Origin of the sequence: Flavobacterium piscis, assembly GCF_001686925.1 — a bacterium.
Lineage (GTDB): Bacteria > Bacteroidota > Bacteroidia > Flavobacteriales > Flavobacteriaceae > Flavobacterium > Flavobacterium piscis.
In genome coordinates, this window is record NZ_LVEN01000046.1 from 237,098 (window position 1) to 259,768 (window position 22,671).

The following is a 22,671-nucleotide window of genomic DNA, read 5'->3' on the forward strand; positions in this document are numbered from 1 at the left end:
CAAAATTTATCTGATAAGATGGTTTAGCATTTTTAGAAATAGAATTTATTTTTCAAAATATATCTTTACATGATCTATTTATTGCTAGCATAACAACAAAAAAAGACTCATGATTTACACCACAAGTCTTAAATGATTTTAGTCTGAAAATTAAAACCAAAAAAAAAGCCATCAAATATTTGATGGCTTTTGTATCTATAAAAAAGAAAACTATTCTATTTCAGAAACTCTCATGGTATTTACCATTCCCTTATCTTTAATTGGCATAGCTGCAAGGTTGATTAAATAATCTCCTTTTGTAGCATATCCTTTTTCAACTGCAATTTTATTTACATCTGTAACGGTATCATCTGTACTTACATCTTTATCATAGAAGTATGATTTAACTCCCCATAATAAATTCAATTGTGTTAAGATTCTTCTGTTTGAAGTAAATACTAAAATGTGTGCAGATGGTCTCCATGCCGAAACCTGAAAAGCAGTATATCCGCTATTTGTTAAGGTACAAATTGCTTTTGCTTTGATTTCGTTAGCCAATAAAGCTGCCTGATGACAAACTGTTTTAGTAACAAAACGTTTTGTTTTAATTTGCGGAGTATTTTGTGGAACCTGAATTAGCGGAGAATCCTCTACAGCCTCACAAATTTGAGTCATTTTTTGAATAACCTGTACCGGATAGTTTCCTGTAGCAGTTTCTCCAGATAACATTACAGCATCAGCACCGTCCATTACAGAGTTTGCAACGTCATTTACTTCAGCTCTTGTTGGTGTAAGACTAGTAATCATTGTCTCCATCATTTGTGTAGCAACAATAACAGGAATTCTGGCAATTTTAGCTCTGCGGATCAAATCTTTTTGAACCAAAGGTACTTCGTGTGCAGGAAGTTCAACTCCTAAATCTCCACGGGCAACCATTAAAGCGTCGCAATAAGCTACAATTTTGTCCATGTTCTCAAGAGCTTCCGGCATTTCAATTTTAGCTACAATCGGAATTTTATATTCTGAATGTTTAGCGATCAATTCTTGTAAGTCTTGTAAATCGCGAGGTGTTTTTACAAACGAAAGTGCGATCCAGTCTACTTTTTGCTCAATAGCAAAGATAGCATCTGCAATATCTTTTTCAGTCAAAGCCGGTAAAGAAATCTTAGTGTTTGGAAGATTAACTCCTTTTTTAGATTTTAATTCTCCACCCTGAATTACTTTAGCAACAACTTCTGTCTTTTTATCAGTAGAAATAATTTCGAAAATCAATTTACCGTCATCAAGCAAAATACGCTCTCCCGGATTTACATCATTTGGAAAATTTTGGTATTTCATGAACACTTTAGAAGCAGTTCCCAGAATATCTTCTGCTGTTGTGAAAGTGATTAAATCACCATCGTGAACAACAGTTCCTTCTTCCATCACACCCACTCTAAGTTTTGGTCCCTGCAAATCTCCAAGGATTGCAGTTGTGTAACCAAACTCTTCATTTAGACCTCTAATAATATTAATTTTCTCTTTTACACCTTCGTAATCAGCATGCGAAAAATTAACTCTAAACACATTAACCCCTGCATCGATCATATCTTTGATAATCTCTCTCGTACCACATGCAGGACCAAGTGTAGCGACAATTTTGGTTTTTTTGTTTGTTAACATTTTTTTTAAAAAATTAGATTGTTTTTTGATTTTATTTTATCAGTATCTACAGCATAAATAGCTGCAATACTCTCGATGGTATTTAATTGTTGTTGAATTTCTGAAAAATCAAGAGCCTCTTCGCTATTCTCTATTTTCAGGAAAAAATCTACCTTTTTGAATTCAGGAAGTAAATGAATTGTTGTTGAAACCTCACTTGTTTCATTGGAAAACAAATCCTGAGAATCATTTCTACTCGTTGAAATGATTTCATTTTTATTCTGAATTAAATTCCATGAAACTGTTTTCTCAGCATCATAATAATAGAATCTCGAAAAATTTGCCTCGCCTTCTTTAGTCTGAGCATGGATCTCGTTTTTGCTCTTACTTAAGTTTATCGGAAGGTTTTTATTGATAAAATAGGCCAATCTATAATCTTCTAATGAAGTATGAATTGCCATTAAATAATAATCAATTTCGTCAAATTCGTCTAAATCCAATCTATGAATAGCCATGTCATGAAAAATCAAGGTGTAAATATACTATTTCTAGCGGAGCTTAAATAGTTAAGATGTGCTTGTTTTTATTAATTTATAAACGAAAACGTTATAGTTTTAAGATAGTTACAGCAAATTTGTAGCTATTTCTTGTCTATTTTTTCCTGAAATGCAAAATATGCCCTTTGTGAAGCTTTCTCTTCTGCTTTCTTTTTTGAAGTTGCCCGCGCTCGTGCGATTACTTTATCGTCTATACTTAATTTCACGCCAAATAAGCGCTGACCGTCTATACCGTTATCCTCAAAAATGTCATAATGAAAAACTCTCTTTTCTTTCTGACACCACTCGATAACCAAACTTTTATAACTTATTACTTTGCCTTCCAATCGTGCAATATCAACATACGGTGCAACAACTCGTTTTTGAATAAATTTTTCACAAAACGCATATCCTTTATCCAGATAAATTGCGCCTACAAGTGATTCAAAAATATTACCATGAATATTTTCTCCAAAATGCTGTATAGGCACTTTGCTTTCTACAAAACGAACTAAATTTAAATCTTTACCCAGCTCATTCAAATGTTCGCGACTCACAATTTTTGATCGCATTTTGGTCAGATAACCTTCGTCGCCATTTGGTGCTTTATCAAATAAATGTGCTGCAATTACGGCACTTAACATAGCATCTCCTAAAAACTCTAATCGTTCATAATTTATTGGATGTCCTGATTCGTCTAGTTTATTCGAAGACCTATGCGTAAAAGCTTTCTTATAAAATTCGATCGTAGTAGGCTGAAAACCAAGTATTTTCTGAATAGTGTCAAAAAAAATCCCGTCTTCTAGAGAACGGGATTTAGAAAATATTTTTTTGATAAAATTCATATACAGAAATTAGTCAACTAATTTTTTAAACAATACACAAGCATTGTGTCCACCAAAACCAAAAGTGTTACTCATAGCAACATTTACTTCTCTTTTTTGAGGTTTGTTTAAGGTAAGATTCAATGATGGATCAATGTTTTCATCCACTACAGTATGATTAATAGTAGGAGGAACAATACCATGTTTCATTGCTAAAATCGAAGCAATTGCCTCAATAGCTCCGGCAGCACCAAGTAAGTGACCGGTCATTGATTTGGTAGAGTTGATATTGATTGTTTTTGCATGATCACCAAAAACAGCGCTGATCGCTTTCAATTCGGCAACATCTCCTAATGGAGTAGAAGTTCCGTGAGTATTGATATGATCAATATCTTCCGGTTTTAATCCAGCATCTCTTAATGTATTTTTCATTACTGCAATAACTCCAATTCCTTCCGGATGTGGTGCAGTTAAGTGGTAAGCATCTGATGACATTCCGCCACCGCCAACTTCGCAATAAATTTTTGCGCCTCTGGCTTTAGCATGTTCGTATTCTTCAAGAACCAAAGCTCCTGCTCCTTCTCCTAAAACAAAACCATCTCTGGTTGCATCAAAAGGTCTTGAAGCCGTTTCCGGACTTTCGTTTCTTGTAGATAAAGCGTGCATTGAGTTAAAACCTCCCATACCTGCAATAGTAATGGCAGCTTCTGAACCACCTGATACAATTACATCACACATTCCTAAACGAATGTAGTTGAAAGCATCAATTAATGCATTTGCAGAAGATGCACATGCAGAAACAGTAGTATAATTTGGTCCCATATAGCCATTACGCATCGAAATGTGTGCTGGAGCAATATCGGCAATCATTTTAGGAATAAAAAACGGATTGAATTTTGGTGTTCCGTCTCCTTTTGCATAATAAATAACTTCATCCTGAAAAGTCTCTAAACCCCCAATTCCGGCTCCCCAGATAACACCCACTCTTGTTTTGTCGATATTATCATCAGTAAGTCCGGCATCTTTAATAGCTTCATCACTTGCAGCAACAGCATATTGAGCGAATTTATCTAATCTACGAGATTCCTTGCGATCCATGTAATCTTCAATATTGAAGTTTTTTACTTCACAGGCAAATTTCGTTTTATGCTTCTCTGTATCATAATATGTGATAGGAGCGGCTCCGCTAACCCCATTCACAAGTGCCTCCCAATAATCCTGAATATTATTCCCGATCGGAGTAAGGGCACCTAATCCTGTTACAACAACTCGCTTTAACGTCATAAATATGTATTTTGTACTTTAAACAAATAAAACCCATGCTTTCTTAACTGTAATGTTTACTTAAGAGCCATGGGTATTACAATATAAATATATCTTTTTGATTGAAAACAATCGAAATTTAAATTTTAAAAAAAATAATAACACCCGACTTTCTTAAAATTCCAATTTTTTAAAAAACAAATCCCAATTTTGGAATTTGGGTATTCAAAGTTGGAATTTTAAAAAAATTCGGGTGCAGTATTATTATTTTTTAGCTTCTTCGATATAAGAAATAGCTTGACCAACAGTAGCAATGTTTTCTGCTTGATCGTCTGGAATTTGAATATCAAATTCTTTTTCGAATTCCATAATAAGCTCAACAGTGTCTAATGAGTCAGCTCCCAAATCATTAGTGAAGCTTGCTTCTGTTACAACTTCGTTTTCGTCAACACCTAATTTGTCTACGATAATCGCTTTTACTCTTGATGCAATGTCTGACATAATCTTTAATTTTAGAATTTAATTTGTTGGCAAAAATAAAAAACTTTATTTTAAAACCACGATTTAGTTTATAAATGTAACACTAATTTATAAAATTAATTTCAAGAAAGCTTTTTTAATACTATTTATTTTCGATTTTTATTCCGTTTTTTGCATTCTCAAATTATATTCAATTATGAAAAAAATTATTGTTTTTGCCTCAGGATCAGGGACTAATGCTGAAAACATCATAAAATATTTTGCAAAAACCAAAATTGCCAAAGTCGTTTCTGTTTTTACAAATAATGCTGCGGCAAAAGTCATCGAAAGAGCAAAAAATCATCAAATTCCAACCGAAATCTTCTCAAAAAGCGAACTTTTAGAAAGTAACCTCTTACAAAAAATACAAGAAATCGACCCGGATATGATAGTTCTGGCAGGTTTCTTATTGAAATTCCCGGATCATATAATCGAGAAATATCCTAATAAAATAATCAACATACATCCGGCACTTTTACCAAATTACGGAGGTAAAGGAATGTACGGCATGCACATACACCGCGCTATAGTGAATAATAAGGAGAAAGAAACCGGAATTTCCATTCATTATGTAAACGAACATTATGATGAAGGTGGTATTATTTTCCAGAAAAACGTAGCCCTAAAAGATGATGATACGCCAGAAACTGTGGCCGAAAAGATCCATGAACTGGAACAAAAGTATTTTCCGGAAATTATTTCAAGATTATTGGAGGATTAGATTTTAGATTTCTTAGACATAAGACTTCTTAGATTTTGATTATTTAAAATTAAAATCCAAGAAGTCCGCAATATCAAATTCTAGGAAGTCCAAAAAACAAAAAATCTAAGAAGTCTAACAATCTAAAATCTAAGAAGTCTAAAAAAAATGAATCACGAAGTACATATATATACTGATGGCGCTGCAAAAGGAAATCCCGGAAACGGAGGATATGGCGTAGTGATGGAATTGGTGGGAACACCTCACAAAAAAGAATTCTACGAAGGTTTCCGTTTGACTACCAATAACAGAATGGAACTTTTGGCGGTAATTGTAGGTCTTGAAAAACTAAAAAATCCAAACATGAAGGTTTTAGTTGTTTCAGATTCTAAATATGTAATTGATTCTGTAGTAAAAAAATGGGTTTTTGGCTGGGAGAAAAAGAACTACACCGGCAAAAAAAATCCTGATTTATGGAAACGGTTTTTAATTATTTACCGCAAACATCAGGTCGATTTTAAATGGATTAAAGGCCACAACAATCATCCTCAAAACGAACGTTGCGACGAATTGGCCGTTATGGCCTCAATGCAAAAAAACCTTTCGGTTGATGTTTATTACGAAACCATCGGCTCAAAATCATAAAAAAATAACGCGTCAAAAAACAATTGTTTCCGACGCGTTTTCTCGTTATTAAAGATACTAACTTAAACGATTTTTATTCTTTATCTAAATCTTTGGCTCTGTGAAATCCTACCAGCAAACCTACTCCTGACATTGTGATGATTGTTGCCGGATACACCACATCTGAATTCATTGCTGTATAAGTAGAAAGAAATAAAGCAATAAAAAATCCAAGTCCAATACCTATTAAAAGAAAAGCGGTGTTTAGAATAAGGATTTTCCAGGCTGGAACTCCATTGGTTCTTCCTTTTAAAAAGATACTGGCATCGACTCCTTTTTCTATAAGTGCTAAACGTTCTCTGTTTCTTGTTGAATAAATAAGATAAACGATTCCGAAGATCATTAAGAAAAGACTGATTGGTACTAAAATTTGTGCTCCCATAATTTTTTATGTTTTTATAATTGATTGATACCCCATATGACGACATGTTTTGAATTGAGGTTACAACTTTCTATAAAAAAATTCAAAATTTAAATTCCAAATTCCAAAACTTGCTGATTATGAGTTAATTTTGAGTTTGAAATTGTTTTCGAGAAACAATAAATCTTTATATATAGTAACCGTAATCTTGTCATCCCGAGGAACGAGGGATCTCCACAAGTAGCTCGACAAAGATTGGCAATTTTGATTGCGGAGTTTCTTATGGAGATCCCTCGTTCCTCGGGATGACAATATTGGGGTTAAACTTTGACAAAGTTCTATCAATATATAGATTAGAATATAAACCATATTTCCTCTTCTGAAGTTGGAATTTAGAATTTAAAAATTAAAATTTATTTAAAAATTGTTGTAACCTAAACACAGAACGTGTCGTCTTACCTAATATGAGTACAATAAGTGATCAACATTATATAGATAAAGTGCTGCAGGGCGAGACCAATTCTTTTGCCGTGCTGGTTGATCGTTATAAAGATATGATCTTTACATTGGCTCTAAAAATGATTAAAAACAGAGAAGAAGCCGAAGAAGTTGCTCAGGATACTTTTATTAAAGCGTATAATTCTTTAAGCAAGTTTAAAGGTGATTCTAAATTTTCGACCTGGATTTATAAAGTCGCTTATAATACGTGTTTAGATCGTTTGAAGAAAAATAAAAAACAAGACAATAACATATCGATAGATGAATTTTCGGCTCATTTAATTAAAACAATGGATAACGCTTTGAGCGCTTTAGAAGATAAAGAACGAAAGCAAACCATTCAGAATTGTTTGAATTTATTACCGAGTGAAGAAAATTTCTTGCTAACTTTATTTTATTTTGAAGATCAGAGTTTAGAAGAAATTGGAAAGGTCATGAATATTAATGCTAATAATGTTAAGGTGAAATTATTTAGAAGCCGACAAAAATTAGCCGTAATTTTGAAAAAGCAATTAGAACCAGAAATAATAGAATGTTATGAAAGAAAATGATAAAGAAATAGAAAATCTGATTGAAAGAATGATGGCCGAAAATACTTTGGAGTCACCATCTATTGACTTTACTTCAAAAATAATGTCTCAGGTTTTAGTGGCCGAAAAAAGCAAAATCAAAGCTTACAAACCTTTGATTTCTAAATCTACGTGGATTTTTATTGGGATCAGTTTAGTTGCTTTGACTGCTTATGCTGTTTTCTCCAATAATGATGTTGCTAATTTTGAAATTACCAAAACATATTCTGATAAAGCTTCTGCTCTATTTTCCGGGATTCATATTTCTAAAAATGTACTTTACGCTTTATTAGTGGTTCCTTTTATGATTTTGATTCAAATTGGGGTTTTGAAGAATTATTTTGATAAGAAGTATGAGTTGTAGAATTATTTGAAAGAATCCTCTCTTTTTATAATATAGTCAATTCCAAGATAACAATCTTCGCTTACATCATATCTGTTTATAAATAGTAAATATACTATTGTGAGATATTCATTAGTTTTTAGATTTGATTTATTGAGTTCAATTTCATTTTTTCTTTTTGACGGTTTTGAATATTTTTTCAAAAATTTATTAAATCCTAAATCAGAATATTCTTTTTCTATTTTTTGATCTAATTTAAATCTTTTTGGATACCTTGGATTTTTAAATAGTTTTTGATCCAAAACAAAGCCATCATTTAAAACTGCATTTAAAAACTCTTTGAAGAATTTGAATTTTTTAGAATAATCCTCTTTATAAAAGAAAAATAATTCATTTTCGTTAAAAAAAACAACCTCACCATTATTTGTCAATAGAAATGCATTTGAAAACGATATTAGAGGAGGCGGTAATGCTAAACTATCGTTTCTTATTTCACCCCGATCAGCCAACTTCTCAATCATTTCCTTAGAAAAATCAGGTTCTTTTGTTTCACAAGAAATCAAAAAACAAAACAGCATTAATAAGGTTAGAATTTTCTTCATGAATGAAATTTGATATTTAAACAAATCTAACTAAAATCTTCCAGCCTTTTTTCGAAAATAATTATTGTATTTTAAATCGAAAAAACATATTTTAAGCTCTCTAAGCAACCTAATTTAATTCATTCATTTACAATAGTTTTAGCCCCGCAAACGATATTCTTTTTTTATGAAAATTTTGAGAACTTAAACCGTTGCAATATTGCAACTTATGAAGTATCTTTGCACCCTAATTCGAAATTCATAAAATGAATAAATTATTGATTGTTGGAACGGTTGCTTTCGACGCTATCGAAACTCCTTTCGGAAAAACAGATAAAATATTAGGTGGTGCTGCAACGTACATTGGTTTATCAGCGTCATTTTTTAACTTACAATCGGCCATTGTTTCTGTAGTTGGCGACGATTTTCCTCAAGAACATTTAGATCTTTTAACTTCAAGAAATATTGATATCTCTGGTATCGAAATTGTAAAAGGCGGAAAAACCTTTTTCTGGAGCGGTTTATACCACAACGATCTAAACTCAAGAGACACTCTTGTAACTGAACTAAACGTTTTGGCTGATTTTCAACCAAAAGTTCCTCAAGATTACAAAGATGCTGATGTTGTGATGTTAGGAAACTTACATCCGTTAGTACAAAGTAGTGTTTTGGACCAAATGGAGAAAAAACCAAAATTAGTAGTTTTAGATACTATGAACTTTTGGATGGACTGCGCTTTACCGGAATTACTTGATGTAATTAAACGTGTAGACGTGATCACAATCAATGACGAAGAAGCAAGACAACTTTCAGGAGAATATTCATTAGTAAAAGCAGCTAACAAAATCCAGGAATTGGGACCAAAATATGTGGTGATCAAAAAAGGAGAACACGGAGCACTTTTATTCCATAACAGAGAAGTATTCTTTGCACCGGCATTACCATTAGAAGATGTTTTTGATCCAACAGGAGCCGGAGACACTTTTGCAGGTGGTTTTTCAGGATTCATTGCGCAAAGCGAAAACATCTCGTTTGGCAATATGAAAAACGCGATTATTTACGGATCTAATTTAGCTTCATTTTGTGTAGAGAAATTTGGAACCGAAAGGATGCAAACATTAAGCAAAGCAGAAGTAGCGATTCGATTACAACAGTTTAAGTCGTTAACTCAGTTTGACATAGAAATATAATGCCCTGAAGCCTCGATAACACGGGGCTTTTTTATTACGTTATTACGCACAACTTACAACAACAACACAAATACAAAAAACAATGAGCGACGCTTTAAAACACGAATGTGGTATAGCCTTAGTTAGACTTCTTAAACCGCTTGAATATTACAAAGAAAAATACGGAACTGCTTTTTACGGGATACAAAAAATGTACCTGATGATGGAGAAGCAACACAACCGTGGGCAAGACGGAGCAGGTTTTGCCAGCATTAAATTAGACGTTGAACCAGGCGAGCGCTATATAAGCAGAGTTCGTTCGAACCATGCGCAGCCTATTCAGGACGTTTTTAAACAAATCAATGAGCGTATCAACGAAGAGATGACTTCTCATCCTGAATACGCAAATGATGTTGCCAAACAAAAAGCAAACATACCTTATATAGGAGAATTATTTTTAGGTCACGTTCGTTACGGAACTTTCGGAAAAAACAGTATCGAAAGCGTACACCCATTTTTACGTCAGAGTAACTGGATGCACCGTAACTTAATTTTGGCAGGAAACTTTAACATGACAAATGTTAAAGAGCTTTTCGAAAATTTAGTTGAACTTGGACAACATCCAAAAGAAATGGCGGATACTGTTACCGTAATGGAAAAAATTGGGCATTTTCTTGACAAAGAAGTAATGCAGCTTTACCAGGACTGTAAAACCGAAGGTTATTCTAAAAGAGAAGCTTCTCCGGTAATTGCAGACCGATTGGATATTGCAAAAATATTAGCCCGTTCTGCCAAAAACTTAGATGGAGGTTACGCAATGGCCGGATTATTAGGTCATGGTGATGCTTTCGTATTTAGAGATCCGGCGGGAATTCGTCCGGCATATTTTTACCAGGACGATGAAGTTGTAGTTGTAGCTTCAGAAAGACCCGTTATTCAGACTGTATTTAATGTGCCGTTTGAAAGTGTTCAGGAAATCGAACCCGGAAATGCTTTAATCATCAAAAAAAGCGGAAAAGTTTCCATGGAGCAAATCCTTGAACCAACCGTTAAGAAAGCATGTTCTTTTGAAAGAATCTACTTCTCTAGAGGAAGTGATGCCGAAATTTATCAGGAACGTAAAAACTTAGGTAAATTAATTTTACCTGCTGTTCTTGAATCAATTGACAGCGATACAGATAATACTGTTTTCTCTTACATCCCAAATACTGCCGAAACTTCGTTTTACGGTTTAGTCGAAGCAGCTCAGGATTTCCTTAATCAAAGAAAAAACAATTATATTTTAGCCAACAGAAATACACTTACAGCCGAAACTTTACAAGAATTATTGGCTGTAAAAATTCGTACTGAGAAAGTTGCGATTAAAGATGCTAAACTTAGAACCTTTATTACTGAGGACAGCAGCCGTGATGATCTTGTTGCACACGTTTACGATGTGACTTACGGAGTGATCAAGCCAACGGATAACCTTGTCATCATCGACGACAGTATTGTTCGAGGTACTACTCTTAAAATGAGTATCATAAAAATGATGGATCGTTTAAATCCTAAACGTATTGTAATCGTTTCATCGGCACCACAAATTCGTTATCCTGATTGTTATGGAATCGACATGGCAAAACTTGAAGGTCTTGTTGCTTTTAGAGCAGCTTTGGCTTTATTAAAAGAAAGAAATCTATACCATATTGTAGACGAAGTATATACAAAATGTAAAGCACAGGAAAACTATATTGATAGTGATGTTGTGAATTATGTTACTGCTATTTACGATCAGTTTACTCCTGAGGAAATTTCAGATAAAATTGCCGAAATGTTGAGTTCTCCGGAAATCAATGCCGAAGTGAAAATCATTTTCCAGAAAGTAGAAGATTTGCACATTGCTTGCCCTAAAAATTTAGGTGACTGGTACTTTACGGGAGATTATCCTACACCAGGAGGTAATCGTGTTGTAAACAGGGCCTTTATGAATTTCTATGAAGGAAAAGACGCAAGAGCGTATTAAAAAAATACTAACAAAAGGTTAATTTGTGCATTTCATCGGTTTTTTTTGCCGTTCATCCCATATGTTTGGTAAAATTGAAAAGCTACAATACTTTTGAGATACCATAACATTAGTAGGTTAAGTTTATGGTAGATTTGGGGCAAAAAGGGTGGAAGCAATTCCACCTTTTTTATTGGAATAAACTCAAGTGTTTCAATTGTAAAGCATTATCTTCTTTTGGTCGGATATATTGACCATTCATCTGAAAAGTTTTTTAAACAAGAATAGCTATCATACATTTACTAAACCATAACATTAGTAGGTTAAATTTATGGTAGATTTGGGGCAAAAAAGGTGGAAGAGATTCCGCCTTTTTTATTTTTTTTAAAGAACAAAGAATATAGAGCAAAGAATAAAGATTATAGAGAATCGACTAAAAGCAAAAACACAGCTTTTCAGCAGAGAACTCCTCCTCTAATTTTCTCTCTTTACTACATTCTCTTTATTACATTCTCTTATTCTATTCTCTTTATTCTATTCTCTTTATTCTATTCTCTTTACTCTATTCTCTTTACTCTATTCTCTTTACTCTATTCTCTTCTTACTTAATCGGATATATTTACCATTCATCAGAAAAGTTTTTTTCATAAGAATAGCTGCCATACATTTACTAAACCATAACATTAGTAGGTTAAGTTTATGGTAGATTTGGGGCAAAAAAGGCGGAAGAGATTCCGCCTTTTTTATTTTACATATAGAAGAAAGAAAATAGAGCAAAGAGTAAAGATTGCTGAGCATAGTTGTAATATTAAATAACAACAAAAAAAGACGGGTAGCCATCAAGCCATCCGTCTTTTTTCTTTAATCTTTATTCTATTCTCTTTCTTAGACTATTTATCTAAAGCGAATCTTCTTGCTACTTCTGTCCAGTTAATTACACTGAAGAAAGCTTCAATATAATCTGGTCTTCTGTTTTGGTAGTTCAAGTAGTAAGCATGCTCCCAAACATCCATTCCTAAAATTGGAGTTCCACCATTACCAGCAACTTCCGGCATTAATGGATTATCTTGATTTGGAGTACCTACAACCTCTAGTTTACCCCCTTTTTGTACTGTTAACCAAGCCCATCCTGAACCAAATTGTGTTGCTCCGGCTTTGGCAAATTTTGCTTTAAATTCTTCGAAAGTTCCAAAAGAAGCTTCGATAGCTGCCAACAAATCACCTGTTGGTAATCCGCCACCGTCTGGAGACATTACAGTCCAGAATAAATTGTGGTTGTAGAAACCTCCACCATTGTTACGAACTGCTGCGTTTTTTTTATCTAAGTTGATTAAGATATTTTCGATTGTCTTACCTTCTAAATCTGTTCCTGCAATTGCAGCGTTTAGATTTGTAGTGTAAGCATTGTGGTGCTTTGTATGATGGATTTCCATTGTACGAGCATCAATATGTGGTTCTAATGCATCATATGCATAAGGTAATTGTGGTAATTCAAAAGCCATGATATTATGATTTTATGATTTATAATAATTTATTTCAAATTTAGACATTTAAGTTTGGAATAGAAAATACTATTTCGTTATAATTGAATATAATTAACTGATAATTTGATTATTTAACAGTTAAATAACTGAAATTCTTTACTTTCCGTTAAACGTAGTCATTGTATTTTCTAAACCGGCGGTTCCAAATTTTTTAATAATTTCTGAAGAAATTTCTAAACGTTCCGGTAATTTTGCTTTTTCTTCTTCATCCCATTCTCCTAAAACGTAATCGATTTGCTGTCCTTTTTTGAACTGATCACTGATTCCAAATCTAAAACGGGTGTAATTTTGAGTGTTCAAAACCAGGTTGATATTCTTTAAGCCATTATGACCTCCGTCACTTCCTTTTGGTTTAATACGGATGGTTCCGAATGACAGGTTTAAATCGTCTGTAATGACCAAAATATTCTCTAAAGATATATTTTCCTTGTCCATCCAGTATTTCACAGCCTTGCCGCTTAAATTCATGTAGGTATTAGGCTTAAGCAGAAAAAAGGTTCTGCCTTTGAATTTGTATTCGGCCAAAGCGCCCAGTTTTACGGTTTCGAATGAAAGGCCTTCTTTTTTGGCTAAAAAATCAAGGACTTTGAATCCTATATTATGTCTTGTATTTACGTATTCGGCTCCAATATTACCAAGTCCTACGATTAAATATTTTTTACTCACGCTTTTTATATTGTTTTTTGGGTGTTCGTGAACCTCCGGTTTCATATTGTCTGTGTTCTCTTCTTTTGGTATTGATGAAAACAGTTTGTTTATCCATTTTATCATGATACAAAAATAAACTTAATTAGGGAATGTGCCAATTGGTTGATTAGATAATTTGATTTTGTATTGTCTTTAACCGCAAGGTGCGCAAGGGGTTTACGCAAGGTACGCGAAGAATGGCACGCGGATGGCACGGATTTAAACAGATCTCTACTGATTCATTTTACTTTGCACCTTTGAAACTTTGGACCTTTTCTCAGAACCTCAGCATCTTAGAACCTCAGAACCTTTAAAACAAAAAAAAAGCACCAATCTTTCGATTGATGCTTTTTGTATTGATTTGAAAAAAATTATTTTTTCTTTCCTTTTGCAGGAGCTTTTGCAGCTTTTGCAGCTTCTTGAGCAGCTTTCATAGCAGCACGAGAAATTCTTACTTGAGCAACAACAGTGTTTTCCGGGTGCATTACTTTGTAGTCAGGAGTACCAACTTTAGTAACGTACAATTTGTTACCCATTTCAAGTGGAGTAATGTCAGCTTCAACAAAATCAGGAAGATTTTTAGGTAAAGCTTTCACTTTTAATTTACGAGTGTTCAAACGTAAAACACCACCTGCAAGAACACCTTTTGATGTACCTACAACTTTTACAGGAACTTCCATAGTGATTTCTTTGTCATCAAATAATTGAAAGAAGTCAATGTGTAAGATCTTGTCAGATACCGGGTGAACCTGGATATCTTGTAAAATTGCATTGAATGATTTTCCTTTTCCAAGCTCAATCACAACTGTGTGTGCGTTTGGAGTGTAAACCAAGTTTTTGAACGCTGCAGCGTCTGCTGAGAAGTGTACTGCCTGATTTCCTCCGTATAACACGCAAGGAACCGCTCCAGCATTACGTAAGGCTTTAGTTGACACTTTGCCCACGCTTTCTCTTTCTGATCCTTTAATTGTAATCGATTTCATTGTAAAAAAAATATAGTTATTAAATAATATTCTACTTTATATATAATGTAGGTGCTTCTTTCGAGGCGGTTTTACATTATAAATTTTCCACTGATGGAATTGTTGTGGTGCACCATGTGCATAACTTCAGCAAAAAGAGGCGCACAACTCACTACTCTTATTTTCTTTGATTCTTTCTTTAACGGAATAGAATCGGTAACTATTAACTCGCTTAATTTTGAGTTTTCGATTTTTTCGTATGCGTCACCTGATAAAATGGCGTGTGTACAAATTGCTCTAACACTTAATGCTCCTTTTTCGATCATTAAATCTGCTGCTTTCGCTAATGTTCCACCAGTATCGATCATGTCGTCTACTAATATTACGTTACGTCCTTTTACTTCACCAATTAGCTCCATAGTGTCGATAACGTTGGCTGCTTTTCTTTGTTTGTAACAGATTACTACATCTGATTCCAGAAACTTAGAGTAAGCATATGCTCTTTTTGAACCTCCCATATCCGGAGATGCAATGGTTAAATTGTCTAAATTTAAACTTTTTACGTATGGTAAAAAGATGGTTGATGCAAATAAATGATCTACCGGTTTTTCGAAAAACCCCTGAATTTGATCTGCGTGCAAATCCATTGTCATTACTCTTGTCGCTCCGGCAGCATCTAATAAATTAGCTACTAATTTTGCTCCAATCGGAACTCTTGGTTTATCTTTTCTATCTTGTCTTGCCCAACCAAAATAAGGCATAACAGCTGTAATGTGTCTTGCTGATGCACGTTTTGCTGCATCGATCATTAGCAACAATTCCATCAAATTATCAGCAGTTGGAAATGTTGAGCACACGATAAAAACGCGTAATCCTCTTATTGACTCTTCGTATGATGGCTGAAATTCTCCATCGCTATACGTTGACATCGTTACTTTTCCTAACGGAATTCCGTATTGTTCTGCAATTTTTTCTGCAAGATAAACACTTTGTGAACAAGCAAAAATTTTAGCTTCTGGTTCTAGGTGCGACATTATAATTTGTTGTTTTTGCTCCGCTGCGCTCTGCACAATTTGGCTTTATTATTTTCGTAAAGCCGAACCTGTATAAATGCCTCGGGTGTAGTTAGTTGTGTGTGCTTCGTTTTAACGAGGTGCAAATTTAGAAAATTTATTGGACACTGAAAGGAAAAATTTAAGTATTTTTAGTAGATCATTTAATTTTATTTTTTACATTTGCACCGTGTTAAAGGAATAAGCACAGTTATGACAACATAATTACTTATTCTATTGCGTTAAAAGAGTTGGATTTATTTCACTTTTTTTTCGTCTGCTAAGCCCGGATGGCGGAATTGGTAGACGCGCTGGTCTCAAACACCTGTGGGAAACCGTGCCGGTTCGACTCCGGCTCCGGGTACAAAAGCCTCTTCTTTCGAAGAGGCTTTTTTTTGGTTTTATGCAATTTTATAATTTTAGTTTTTTAGGATTTTGATAAGTATTCCAAAATCTTAAAAGCTCAATTTTTTCGTTTTCCAATACCCTATAATACAGTGTAATCTGTTTTGTTACTGGAACGTGATACACGTCTTTGTATTTTGCAGGCTTAAATATCAAATTTTGTTTTGTTAACAATTCAATTAAGTCATCCGTTTTATCCATAAAGTTATAGACATCTTTCAAAGTCCATTCACTTTCCAGATATTCGATATTATTCCAATAATCATTCTTAGCAATCGTGGTCCAAATTATTTGCACCATGAATTATCGATTGAATAAATGAGGAAAACGTTTTTTAGTTTCATCCATGACATCTTCATGAGAATGAATTCTTCCATGTGTAATATCTTCTAAGGCTTCATCTATGGATGCTTTCTGAGCATTACTCAACAGAGATTCATCATCTTTTTCATGCAAAGGAACAATAACAAAAGAACTTCCTTTACCTCTATGTATTACTAATTTTTCATTTTCAGCAATGTCAAGATATTTTTTAATATTACCTCTAAATTCTGTAACGCTAACTGTTTTCATAATTAATATTTTTACAAATGTACGCTTTTATGTACAGAATTAAATCTGATTAGAAGAATCTTTTTTAAACTCAACTTTGCCATTTCCAGCCCATTAAATAATTCGCAACAAGCAGTTTATATTAAAATAATTTTGCTATGTTTGTAAGTGTACAACTAACACTTAACCATGAAAAAGCTATTATTACTAATCTTTTTTGGGATTTTTCTCAATTCGTTTGCTCAAAAAAAACCAAATTCATTTTTTACAAATTCTGAGAAGACTATAAAAGTAGGCTTCGAAATGAATGCGAAAAACACACCAACTTATACTATATTATATCACGATAAAGTTATACTTAATACTTCTGAATTGGGAATTTTACGCGAAGACGGCAATTTCTACTCTGATTTAAAGTTAATTAAAATTTCTAATGCCAAAAAAGTAACTGACCACTACTCGATGCTTCAGGGAAAACGAAAAGATATTTCATACGCTGCTAATCAATATATTGTGAGTCTTCAGAATTCTAAAGGTGAAGCTATGGAAATCATTTTTCAGCTTTCGAAAGATGGAGTGGCGCTTCGATATAACTTTCCTTCAACATCAAAAGAACTAAAAAGAATCGTTGAAGAAAAAACGGCTTATAATTTTGACACTTCGGCGAAAGCCTGGTTACAACCCATGTCGAAAGCTAAAACGGGATGGAAAGAAACGAATCCGGCTTATGAAGAACATTATGCAATGGGCGTTCCTTTGAATACAAAACCTGCATTTGGCGAGGGTTGGGTTTATCCGGCACTTTTTGAAACCAATAATAACTGGGTTTTGATTTCTGAAACCGGTTTGCACAACAAATATTGCGGAACCCGATTGGTGTACAATGAAAACACAAAAGCAATGCAGGTTACTTTTCCTCAAAAGGAAGAAATTTTCCCGAATGGCGCTTTGAATCCTGAATCTCAATTGCCATGGATTACACCTTGGCGTATTATTACAATTGGTTCTTTGAATACAATTACCGAAAGTACTTTAGGAACTGATCTTGCCGATCCTGCCATAAAAATGGATACTTCTTTTATTAAAAGCGGACTTTCGTCATGGAGCTGGGTTTTATTAAAAGATGATTCTGTAAATTATGAAACAACCCATCAGTTTATTGAATACGCCTCTAAAATGAATTGGCCATACTGTTTAATTGATGCGGATTGGGATACAAAAATTGGTGATGAAAAAATGAAGGAATTAGTGGCTTTTGCCAAAACCAAAAGCGTAAAATTATTGGTTTGGTACAATTCATCCGGATCCTGGAATGGTACTGAATATCATCCGAAGAATAAATTATTAACACCGGAAACGAGAGCTATTGAATTTAAAAGAATGAATGATTTAGGCATTGCCGGAATCAAGGTTGATTTCTTTGGAGGCGACGGACAATCGATGATTGCGTATTATCATGATATGCTAAAAGATGCTGCCGACTATAAATTGATGATCAATCTTCACGGTGCCACTTTACCTCGTGGATGGCAACGTACGTATCCTAATTTACTAACTACCGAAGCTGTAAAAGGATATGAATATATTACTTTCGATCAAAATATTGCCAATCTGGAACCTAGCCATTGTGCCATGTTGCCTTTTTCCAGAAATGCTTTTGACCCAATGGATTTCACTCCTATGGCTCTAGATAAAATTCCGAATATTGATAGAAAAACAACTCCGGCTTTCGAATTGGCTTTACCTGTTTTATTCTTGTCAGGGATTCAGCATATTGCCGAAATTCCGGAAGGAATGGCGAAAATGCCAGCTTATGTTGTGGATTATTTAAAAGATATTCCGACCAATTGGGATGACTCAAAATTCATTGCCGGTTTCCCGGGAAAATATATCGTAATGGCAAGAAAAAGCAACAACATCTGGCATATTGTTGGAATTAATGGAGAAAATACGCCTAACGAAATTGAGCTTGATTTGTCTTTTGTAAAAAATCAAAAAGGATTTATTATTCTCGAAGATGAAAAGGGTTTTAAACAAGAATCGATTTCAAAAAGCCAAAAATTAACTGTAAAAATGAAACCTAATGGTGGATTTGTAGTTAAAATATAAATTTTAAATTCTAATATTTTTTAAATTCCAAATTCCAATACTGTTCGCGGTCTATTGGAATTTGGATTTTTTTATTTGGAATTTAATCTATTGTAGAAACTTCACAACTCGCATTATGCAAAACAGGAAAATTGCAAGAGTTGGCGATGAAACAAAGCTGATTGGCTTTTGTATGAAGCTCATTTGCTAACTCAATTTTATCCGAATTAGAAATTTTTACTTTCGGATTTAGTATGACTTCTGTAAAACGTCCGCTTCCATCTGCAGCAACTTCGAGCGTTGCTTCGGCATTATCTGAATATTCTAAAACTTCTATTCCGTTTTGAGAACATACATATAAATAGGACATCATGTGACAGGAAACTAAGCTGCTCAACAACAAATCTTCAGGATTGTATAATTCCGGATCACCTTTGAAAGCTTTCGCTGCTGAAACATTTAAGACAGGTTTGCCTTCGATTTTGATTTTATGACTTTTACTGTAAAATCTTTTTGTTGAATCTTCCTGAATTTGGTTTAAAGTCCATTTTACTTCTGCTTTAAAATGATGTTTCATTTTGTTTTCGTTTTACCTTGCAAAATTAAGCTTTTTAAAGAGTTGCAAATGAATTAATCGCGAAATCCCGATAGCTATCGGGAGCAGAGATACAAAGTTTTTTTTGCCACGAATTTCACTAATTTCCACTAACTAATGCTTGAATTTAATCTAAATAAATTCGCGCTAATTAGTGAAATTCGTGGCAACCTTTAATCAAAAAAAACCTCGAAAGGATTACTTTCGAGGTTTCTTAGAGAATTACTAACTAATTAACATAATTCCAAAACTATTTTTTTACAGAGAATTTAAAAGTAGTTTTAGTTTTATAATTTTCTCCCGGGTTTAAAACCGTTGTTGGGAAGTTTTTTTGATTTGGAGAATCAGGATAATGTTCTGTTTCTAAACATAAACCTGTTCTGTGTGCGTATGTTCCGCCTTTAGGATTTGGCAAGGTTCCGTCAAGGAAATTTCCAGAGTAAAACTGAATTCCAGGTTCATCTGTTGTTACTTCTAAAACTCTTCCGCTTGCTGCATGATATACTTTTGCAATAACTGTTTTTCCTTTTTCAGGATTGTTCAATACCCAGCAGTGATCATACCCTTTTCCTCTTTCTAATTGTTCGTTTTTAGCGTCGATGTCTTTTTCAATTAATTTTGGTGTTCTGAAATCGAACGGTGTATTAGCAACGTCATCTAATTTTCCTGTTGGAATTAAAGTCGCATCAACCGGAACCAATTTATCAGCATTTAAAGTCAATTCGTGATCTAAGATTGTTTTTGTGAAATCTCCGGATAAATTGAAATAAGAATGTTGTGTTAAGTTTACTATCGTTTTCTTATCTGTAGTCGCTTCGTATAAAACTTCTAATTGATTATCATTGGTCAATGTATAAGTCACAAAAACTTTAAGATTTCCAGGATATCCTTCTTCCATATCTTTACTTAAGTAAGATAATTTCAAAGTTGCTGAATCTCCAGATTTTACTTCATCCGCTTTCCAAACCACATTAAAATATCCTTGCGGTCCGCCGTGCAAAGCATTTGGAGCATTGTTGACTGCCAATTTATATTCTTTTTCGTCTAAAGTAAATTTTCCTTTAGCGATTCGGTTTCCGTATCTTCCGATCAAAGCTCCAAAAAATGGATTTTCTTTTTCGTATTGTGCCAAATTATCAAATCCGATAACTACATTTTCAGAAACACCCTCTTTATTAGGTACTTTCAAATCTGTAATTCTTCCTCCAAAAGTGATGATATCAACTTCCATCCCATTTTGGTTTTTCAGTTTATAACTATCGACCTGTTCTCCTTTTGCAGTTTTTCCGTAAGAAGATTTTTCGATTGTAACTGTAGCTTTTTCGTCTGACGAAACTGTGGTAGCATCCATTTTTTTATCGCTTTTGCATTGAACTGAAACTGCGGCCAAACTCATTAGGCTTATTCCAAAAATACAACGTTTTAATACATTCATAATTGATATTTTTTTGGTTTGTAAAGGTTAAATGTTAGAACTAAAATGTTAGATGTGAAATTTAATCATTTTATAAATGTAAAAATCACCTTTTTAAGTTTTTTCACATTTTACATCTTACAAATTACATTTTTACTGCCTTAAAGGCCGTGTTGAAACAAATGATAATAAGCTTCGTTTGCATTGATCTTATCTTTAAAGTCTCTTACGGTAGTTCTTTCATCAATTACTAATAATTCGATTCCGGCGATATCAGCAAAATCTTCCATGTATTCTGTCGTTAACGACTGGCTGTAAACAGTGTGATGCGCTCCTCCAGCTAAAATCCAGGCTGTTGCAGCAATATCAAGGTTTGGTTTACAATCCCATAAAACTCTTGCAACCGGTAATTTTGGTAATTCAGCCATTGGTTTAATCGCTGTAACTTCGTTCACGATCAAACGGAAACGGGTTCCCATATCTACCAAAGAAACATTGATTGCATCTCCGGCTGGCGAATTAAACACCAAACGGGCAGGATCTTCTTTTCCGCCAATTCCTAAAGGATGCACTTCGCAAGAAGGTTTTCCGTCAGCAATTGATGGGCAAATTTCCAACATATGTGATCCTAAAACATATGATTTTTGAGGTGTAAAGTGGTACGTGTAATCTTCCATGAAAGAAGTTCCTCCTTCAAGACCCACATTCATAACTTTCAATGCACGAACCATTGCAGCTGTTTTCCAGTCTCCTTCTCCACCAAAACCGTAACCGTCGGCCATTAATCTTTGTGTTGCAATTCCTGGTAATTGTTTCCAAACACCAAGATTTTCAAACGTATCTGTAAAAGCGCCAAAACCTCCTTCTTCAAGGAAAGCTCTTAAACCTAATTCAATTTTTGCCGCTTCCGCTAATGAACTTCTTTGCGCTCCGCCTTCTTTTAAAGCATCGGTCAAAGTATAAGATTGTTCGTAAACAGCCAATAAATCATTTAATTCTTTGTCTGTAACTTTCTCAATATATTTGGTAACATCTGAAGAATCAAAACCATTAACTGACATTCCGAAACGAATTTGAGCTTCTACTTTATCTCCTTCTGTAACGGCAACTTCACGCATATTGTCTCCAATACGGGCTACTTTTAAGTTTTGAAGTTCGTCCCATCCTAAAGCTACTCTTGTCCAGATACCTAATTTTTTCTGAACTCTTTCGTCTTCCCAATGTCCAACAACAACTTTGCGTTTTTTACGCATTCTTGACATGATAAAACCAAACTCACGATCTCCGTGAGCAGATTGATTTAAGTTCATGAAATCCATGTCGATAGTTCCCCACGGAATTTCAGCATTGTATTGTGTATGTAAATGACATAATGGCTTTTTCAGAATACTTAATCCGCCGATCCACATTTTTGCTGGCGAGAAAGTGTGCATCCAGGCAATAATTCCGATACAGTTTTTAGCAGAGTTAGCCGCTAAACATACATCTAAAATTTGTGAAGGTGATTTTACCACATCTTTATAAACCACTTTTACTGGAATAGTAGACGCTCCATCTAATCCTTTTGCAATTATTTGAGAATGTTCCGCTACTTTTCTTAAAGTTTCTTCACCGTATAATTCCTGGCTTCCTACTACAAACCATACTTCTTTTTGAGAGATATTTATCATTTTGTTTATTTTGTTTCAAGTTTCAGGTTTCAAGTTTGTTGGAATCTGAAAATC

The 22,671-nt window shown here is 34.0% G+C and carries 23 protein-coding genes and 1 tRNA gene; 8 read left to right on the top strand and 16 right to left on the bottom strand.

Features of this window, described 5'->3' with window-relative positions:
• Nucleotides 1–210 precede the first annotated feature (210 nt).
• The 5 genes from pyk to FLP_RS22140 form a co-directional block, all read right to left on the bottom strand.
• Nucleotides 211–1,641: a pyruvate kinase gene (gene pyk, locus FLP_RS22120; protein ID WP_065451663.1), complete on the bottom strand. Its 1,431-nt coding sequence runs from the start codon at nt 1,639–1,641 to the stop codon at nt 211–213.
• A 5-nt stretch (nt 1,642–1,646) separates the two neighbouring features.
• On the bottom strand, nt 1,647–2,135 hold the full coding sequence (locus FLP_RS22125; RefSeq protein WP_065451664.1) for an IPExxxVDY family protein: 489 nt from the start codon (nt 2,133–2,135) through the stop codon (nt 1,647–1,649).
• A gap of 125 nt (nt 2,136–2,260) precedes the next feature.
• Nucleotides 2,261–3,001, bottom strand: coding sequence for a ribonuclease III (gene rnc / locus FLP_RS22130; protein ID WP_065451665.1), 741 nt, complete (start codon nt 2,999–3,001; stop codon nt 2,261–2,263).
• A 9-nt stretch (nt 3,002–3,010) separates the two neighbouring features.
• Nucleotides 3,011–4,264, bottom strand: a complete 1,254-nt coding sequence (fabF, locus tag FLP_RS22135; protein WP_065451666.1) for a beta-ketoacyl-ACP synthase II — start codon at nt 4,262–4,264, stop codon at nt 3,011–3,013.
• A gap of 243 nt (nt 4,265–4,507) precedes the next feature.
• Nucleotides 4,508–4,744: an acyl carrier protein gene (locus tag FLP_RS22140; RefSeq protein WP_007137004.1), complete on the bottom strand. Its 237-nt coding sequence runs from the start codon at nt 4,742–4,744 to the stop codon at nt 4,508–4,510.
• A 175-nt stretch (nt 4,745–4,919) separates the two neighbouring features.
• Between FLP_RS22140 and purN the strand changes: the two genes are divergently transcribed.
• Both purN and rnhA read left to right on the top strand, forming a co-directional pair.
• Nucleotides 4,920–5,483 (top strand): phosphoribosylglycinamide formyltransferase, encoded by a 564-nt coding sequence (purN, locus tag FLP_RS22145; RefSeq protein WP_065451667.1) that lies wholly within the window; start codon nt 4,920–4,922, stop codon nt 5,481–5,483.
• Nucleotides 5,484–5,630: 147 nt separating this feature from the next.
• Entirely contained in the window at nt 5,631–6,107 is a 477-nt protein-coding gene (gene rnhA, locus FLP_RS22150; RefSeq protein WP_056243976.1) for a ribonuclease HI, read from the top strand.
• Between the two features lie 73 nt (nt 6,108–6,180).
• Here the strand turns inward: rnhA and FLP_RS22155 are convergent, their stop codons facing one another.
• Complete coding sequence (locus tag FLP_RS22155) at nt 6,181–6,528, bottom strand: DUF6249 domain-containing protein (protein ID WP_065451668.1); 348 nt, start codon at nt 6,526–6,528, stop codon at nt 6,181–6,183.
• Nucleotides 6,529–6,971: 443 nt separating this feature from the next.
• On the opposite strand from FLP_RS22155, the gene FLP_RS22160 reads away from it, so the two are divergent.
• On the top strand, nt 6,972–7,556 hold the full coding sequence (locus FLP_RS22160) for an RNA polymerase sigma factor (protein WP_065451669.1): 585 nt from the start codon (nt 6,972–6,974) through the stop codon (nt 7,554–7,556).
• Nucleotides 7,543–7,938: a hypothetical protein gene (locus FLP_RS22165; protein WP_065451670.1), complete on the top strand. Its 396-nt coding sequence runs from the start codon at nt 7,543–7,545 to the stop codon at nt 7,936–7,938. The genes FLP_RS22160 and FLP_RS22165 overlap by 14 nt, the downstream gene beginning before the upstream one ends.
• 2 nt (nt 7,939–7,940) lie before the next feature.
• On the opposite strand, the gene FLP_RS22170 is transcribed toward FLP_RS22165, so the two are convergent.
• Nucleotides 7,941–8,519 carry a hypothetical protein gene (locus FLP_RS22170; protein WP_065451671.1) on the bottom strand — a complete coding sequence of 193 codons (579 nt, stop codon included), beginning with the start codon at nt 8,517–8,519 and terminating at the stop codon, nt 7,941–7,943.
• Between the two features lie 245 nt (nt 8,520–8,764).
• Between FLP_RS22170 and FLP_RS22175 the strand changes: the two genes are divergently transcribed.
• Nucleotides 8,765–9,688 (top strand): PfkB family carbohydrate kinase, encoded by a 924-nt coding sequence (locus tag FLP_RS22175; RefSeq protein ID WP_065451672.1) that lies wholly within the window; start codon nt 8,765–8,767, stop codon nt 9,686–9,688.
• Between the two features lie 82 nt (nt 9,689–9,770).
• Nucleotides 9,771–11,669, top strand: coding sequence for an amidophosphoribosyltransferase (locus FLP_RS22180; protein ID WP_065451673.1), 1,899 nt, complete (start codon nt 9,771–9,773; stop codon nt 11,667–11,669).
• An 869-nt stretch (nt 11,670–12,538) separates the two neighbouring features.
• Here the strand turns inward: FLP_RS22180 and FLP_RS22190 are convergent.
• From FLP_RS22190 to FLP_RS22205, 4 genes are all read right to left on the bottom strand, one after another.
• On the bottom strand, nt 12,539–13,150 hold the full coding sequence (locus FLP_RS22190) for a superoxide dismutase (protein ID WP_065451675.1): 612 nt from the start codon (nt 13,148–13,150) through the stop codon (nt 12,539–12,541).
• A 138-nt stretch (nt 13,151–13,288) separates the two neighbouring features.
• Nucleotides 13,289–13,963, bottom strand: a complete 675-nt coding sequence (pth, locus tag FLP_RS22195) for an aminoacyl-tRNA hydrolase (RefSeq protein ID WP_065451676.1) — start codon at nt 13,961–13,963, stop codon at nt 13,289–13,291.
• 287 nt (nt 13,964–14,250) lie between these two features.
• Nucleotides 14,251–14,862: a 50S ribosomal protein L25/general stress protein Ctc gene (locus tag FLP_RS22200; RefSeq protein WP_065451677.1), complete on the bottom strand. Its 612-nt coding sequence runs from the start codon at nt 14,860–14,862 to the stop codon at nt 14,251–14,253.
• A gap of 71 nt (nt 14,863–14,933) precedes the next feature.
• The gene (locus tag FLP_RS22205; protein ID WP_065451678.1) at nt 14,934–15,875 is read right to left on the bottom strand and encodes a ribose-phosphate pyrophosphokinase; all 942 of its coding nucleotides are present in this window, start codon (nt 15,873–15,875) and stop codon (nt 14,934–14,936) included.
• A gap of 302 nt (nt 15,876–16,177) precedes the next feature.
• Here FLP_RS22205 and FLP_RS22210 point away from each other — a divergent pair.
• Nucleotides 16,178–16,257, top strand: a tRNA-Leu gene (locus tag FLP_RS22210).
• A gap of 47 nt (nt 16,258–16,304) precedes the next feature.
• On the opposite strand, the gene FLP_RS22215 is transcribed toward FLP_RS22210, so the two are convergent.
• Together FLP_RS22215 and FLP_RS22220 are read right to left on the bottom strand one after the other, a co-directional pair.
• Nucleotides 16,305–16,598 carry a type II toxin-antitoxin system RelE/ParE family toxin gene (locus FLP_RS22215; protein WP_065451679.1) on the bottom strand — a complete coding sequence of 98 codons (294 nt, stop codon included), beginning with the start codon at nt 16,596–16,598 and terminating at the stop codon, nt 16,305–16,307.
• 3 nt (nt 16,599–16,601) lie between these two features.
• Nucleotides 16,602–16,871 carry a type II toxin-antitoxin system Phd/YefM family antitoxin gene (locus FLP_RS22220; protein WP_065451680.1) on the bottom strand — a complete coding sequence of 90 codons (270 nt, stop codon included), beginning with the start codon at nt 16,869–16,871 and terminating at the stop codon, nt 16,602–16,604.
• A gap of 168 nt (nt 16,872–17,039) precedes the next feature.
• Between FLP_RS22220 and FLP_RS22225 the strand changes: the two genes are divergently transcribed.
• Nucleotides 17,040–18,959, top strand: a complete 1,920-nt coding sequence (locus FLP_RS22225) for a glycoside hydrolase family 97 protein (protein ID WP_065451681.1) — start codon at nt 17,040–17,042, stop codon at nt 18,957–18,959.
• An 82-nt stretch (nt 18,960–19,041) separates the two neighbouring features.
• Here FLP_RS22225 and FLP_RS22230 read toward each other — a convergent pair whose 3' ends face one another.
• The 3 genes from FLP_RS22230 to araA form a co-directional block, all read right to left on the bottom strand.
• Entirely contained in the window at nt 19,042–19,515 is a 474-nt protein-coding gene (locus FLP_RS22230) for an OsmC family protein (RefSeq protein WP_065451682.1), read from the bottom strand.
• 268 nt (nt 19,516–19,783) lie between these two features.
• Nucleotides 19,784–20,968 carry an aldose epimerase family protein gene (locus FLP_RS22235; protein ID WP_065451683.1) on the bottom strand — a complete coding sequence of 395 codons (1,185 nt, stop codon included), beginning with the start codon at nt 20,966–20,968 and terminating at the stop codon, nt 19,784–19,786.
• Between the two features lie 140 nt (nt 20,969–21,108).
• Nucleotides 21,109–22,617 carry an L-arabinose isomerase gene (gene araA, locus FLP_RS22240; protein ID WP_065451684.1) on the bottom strand — a complete coding sequence of 503 codons (1,509 nt, stop codon included), beginning with the start codon at nt 22,615–22,617 and terminating at the stop codon, nt 21,109–21,111.
• Between the last annotated feature and the right edge of the window lie 54 nt (nt 22,618–22,671).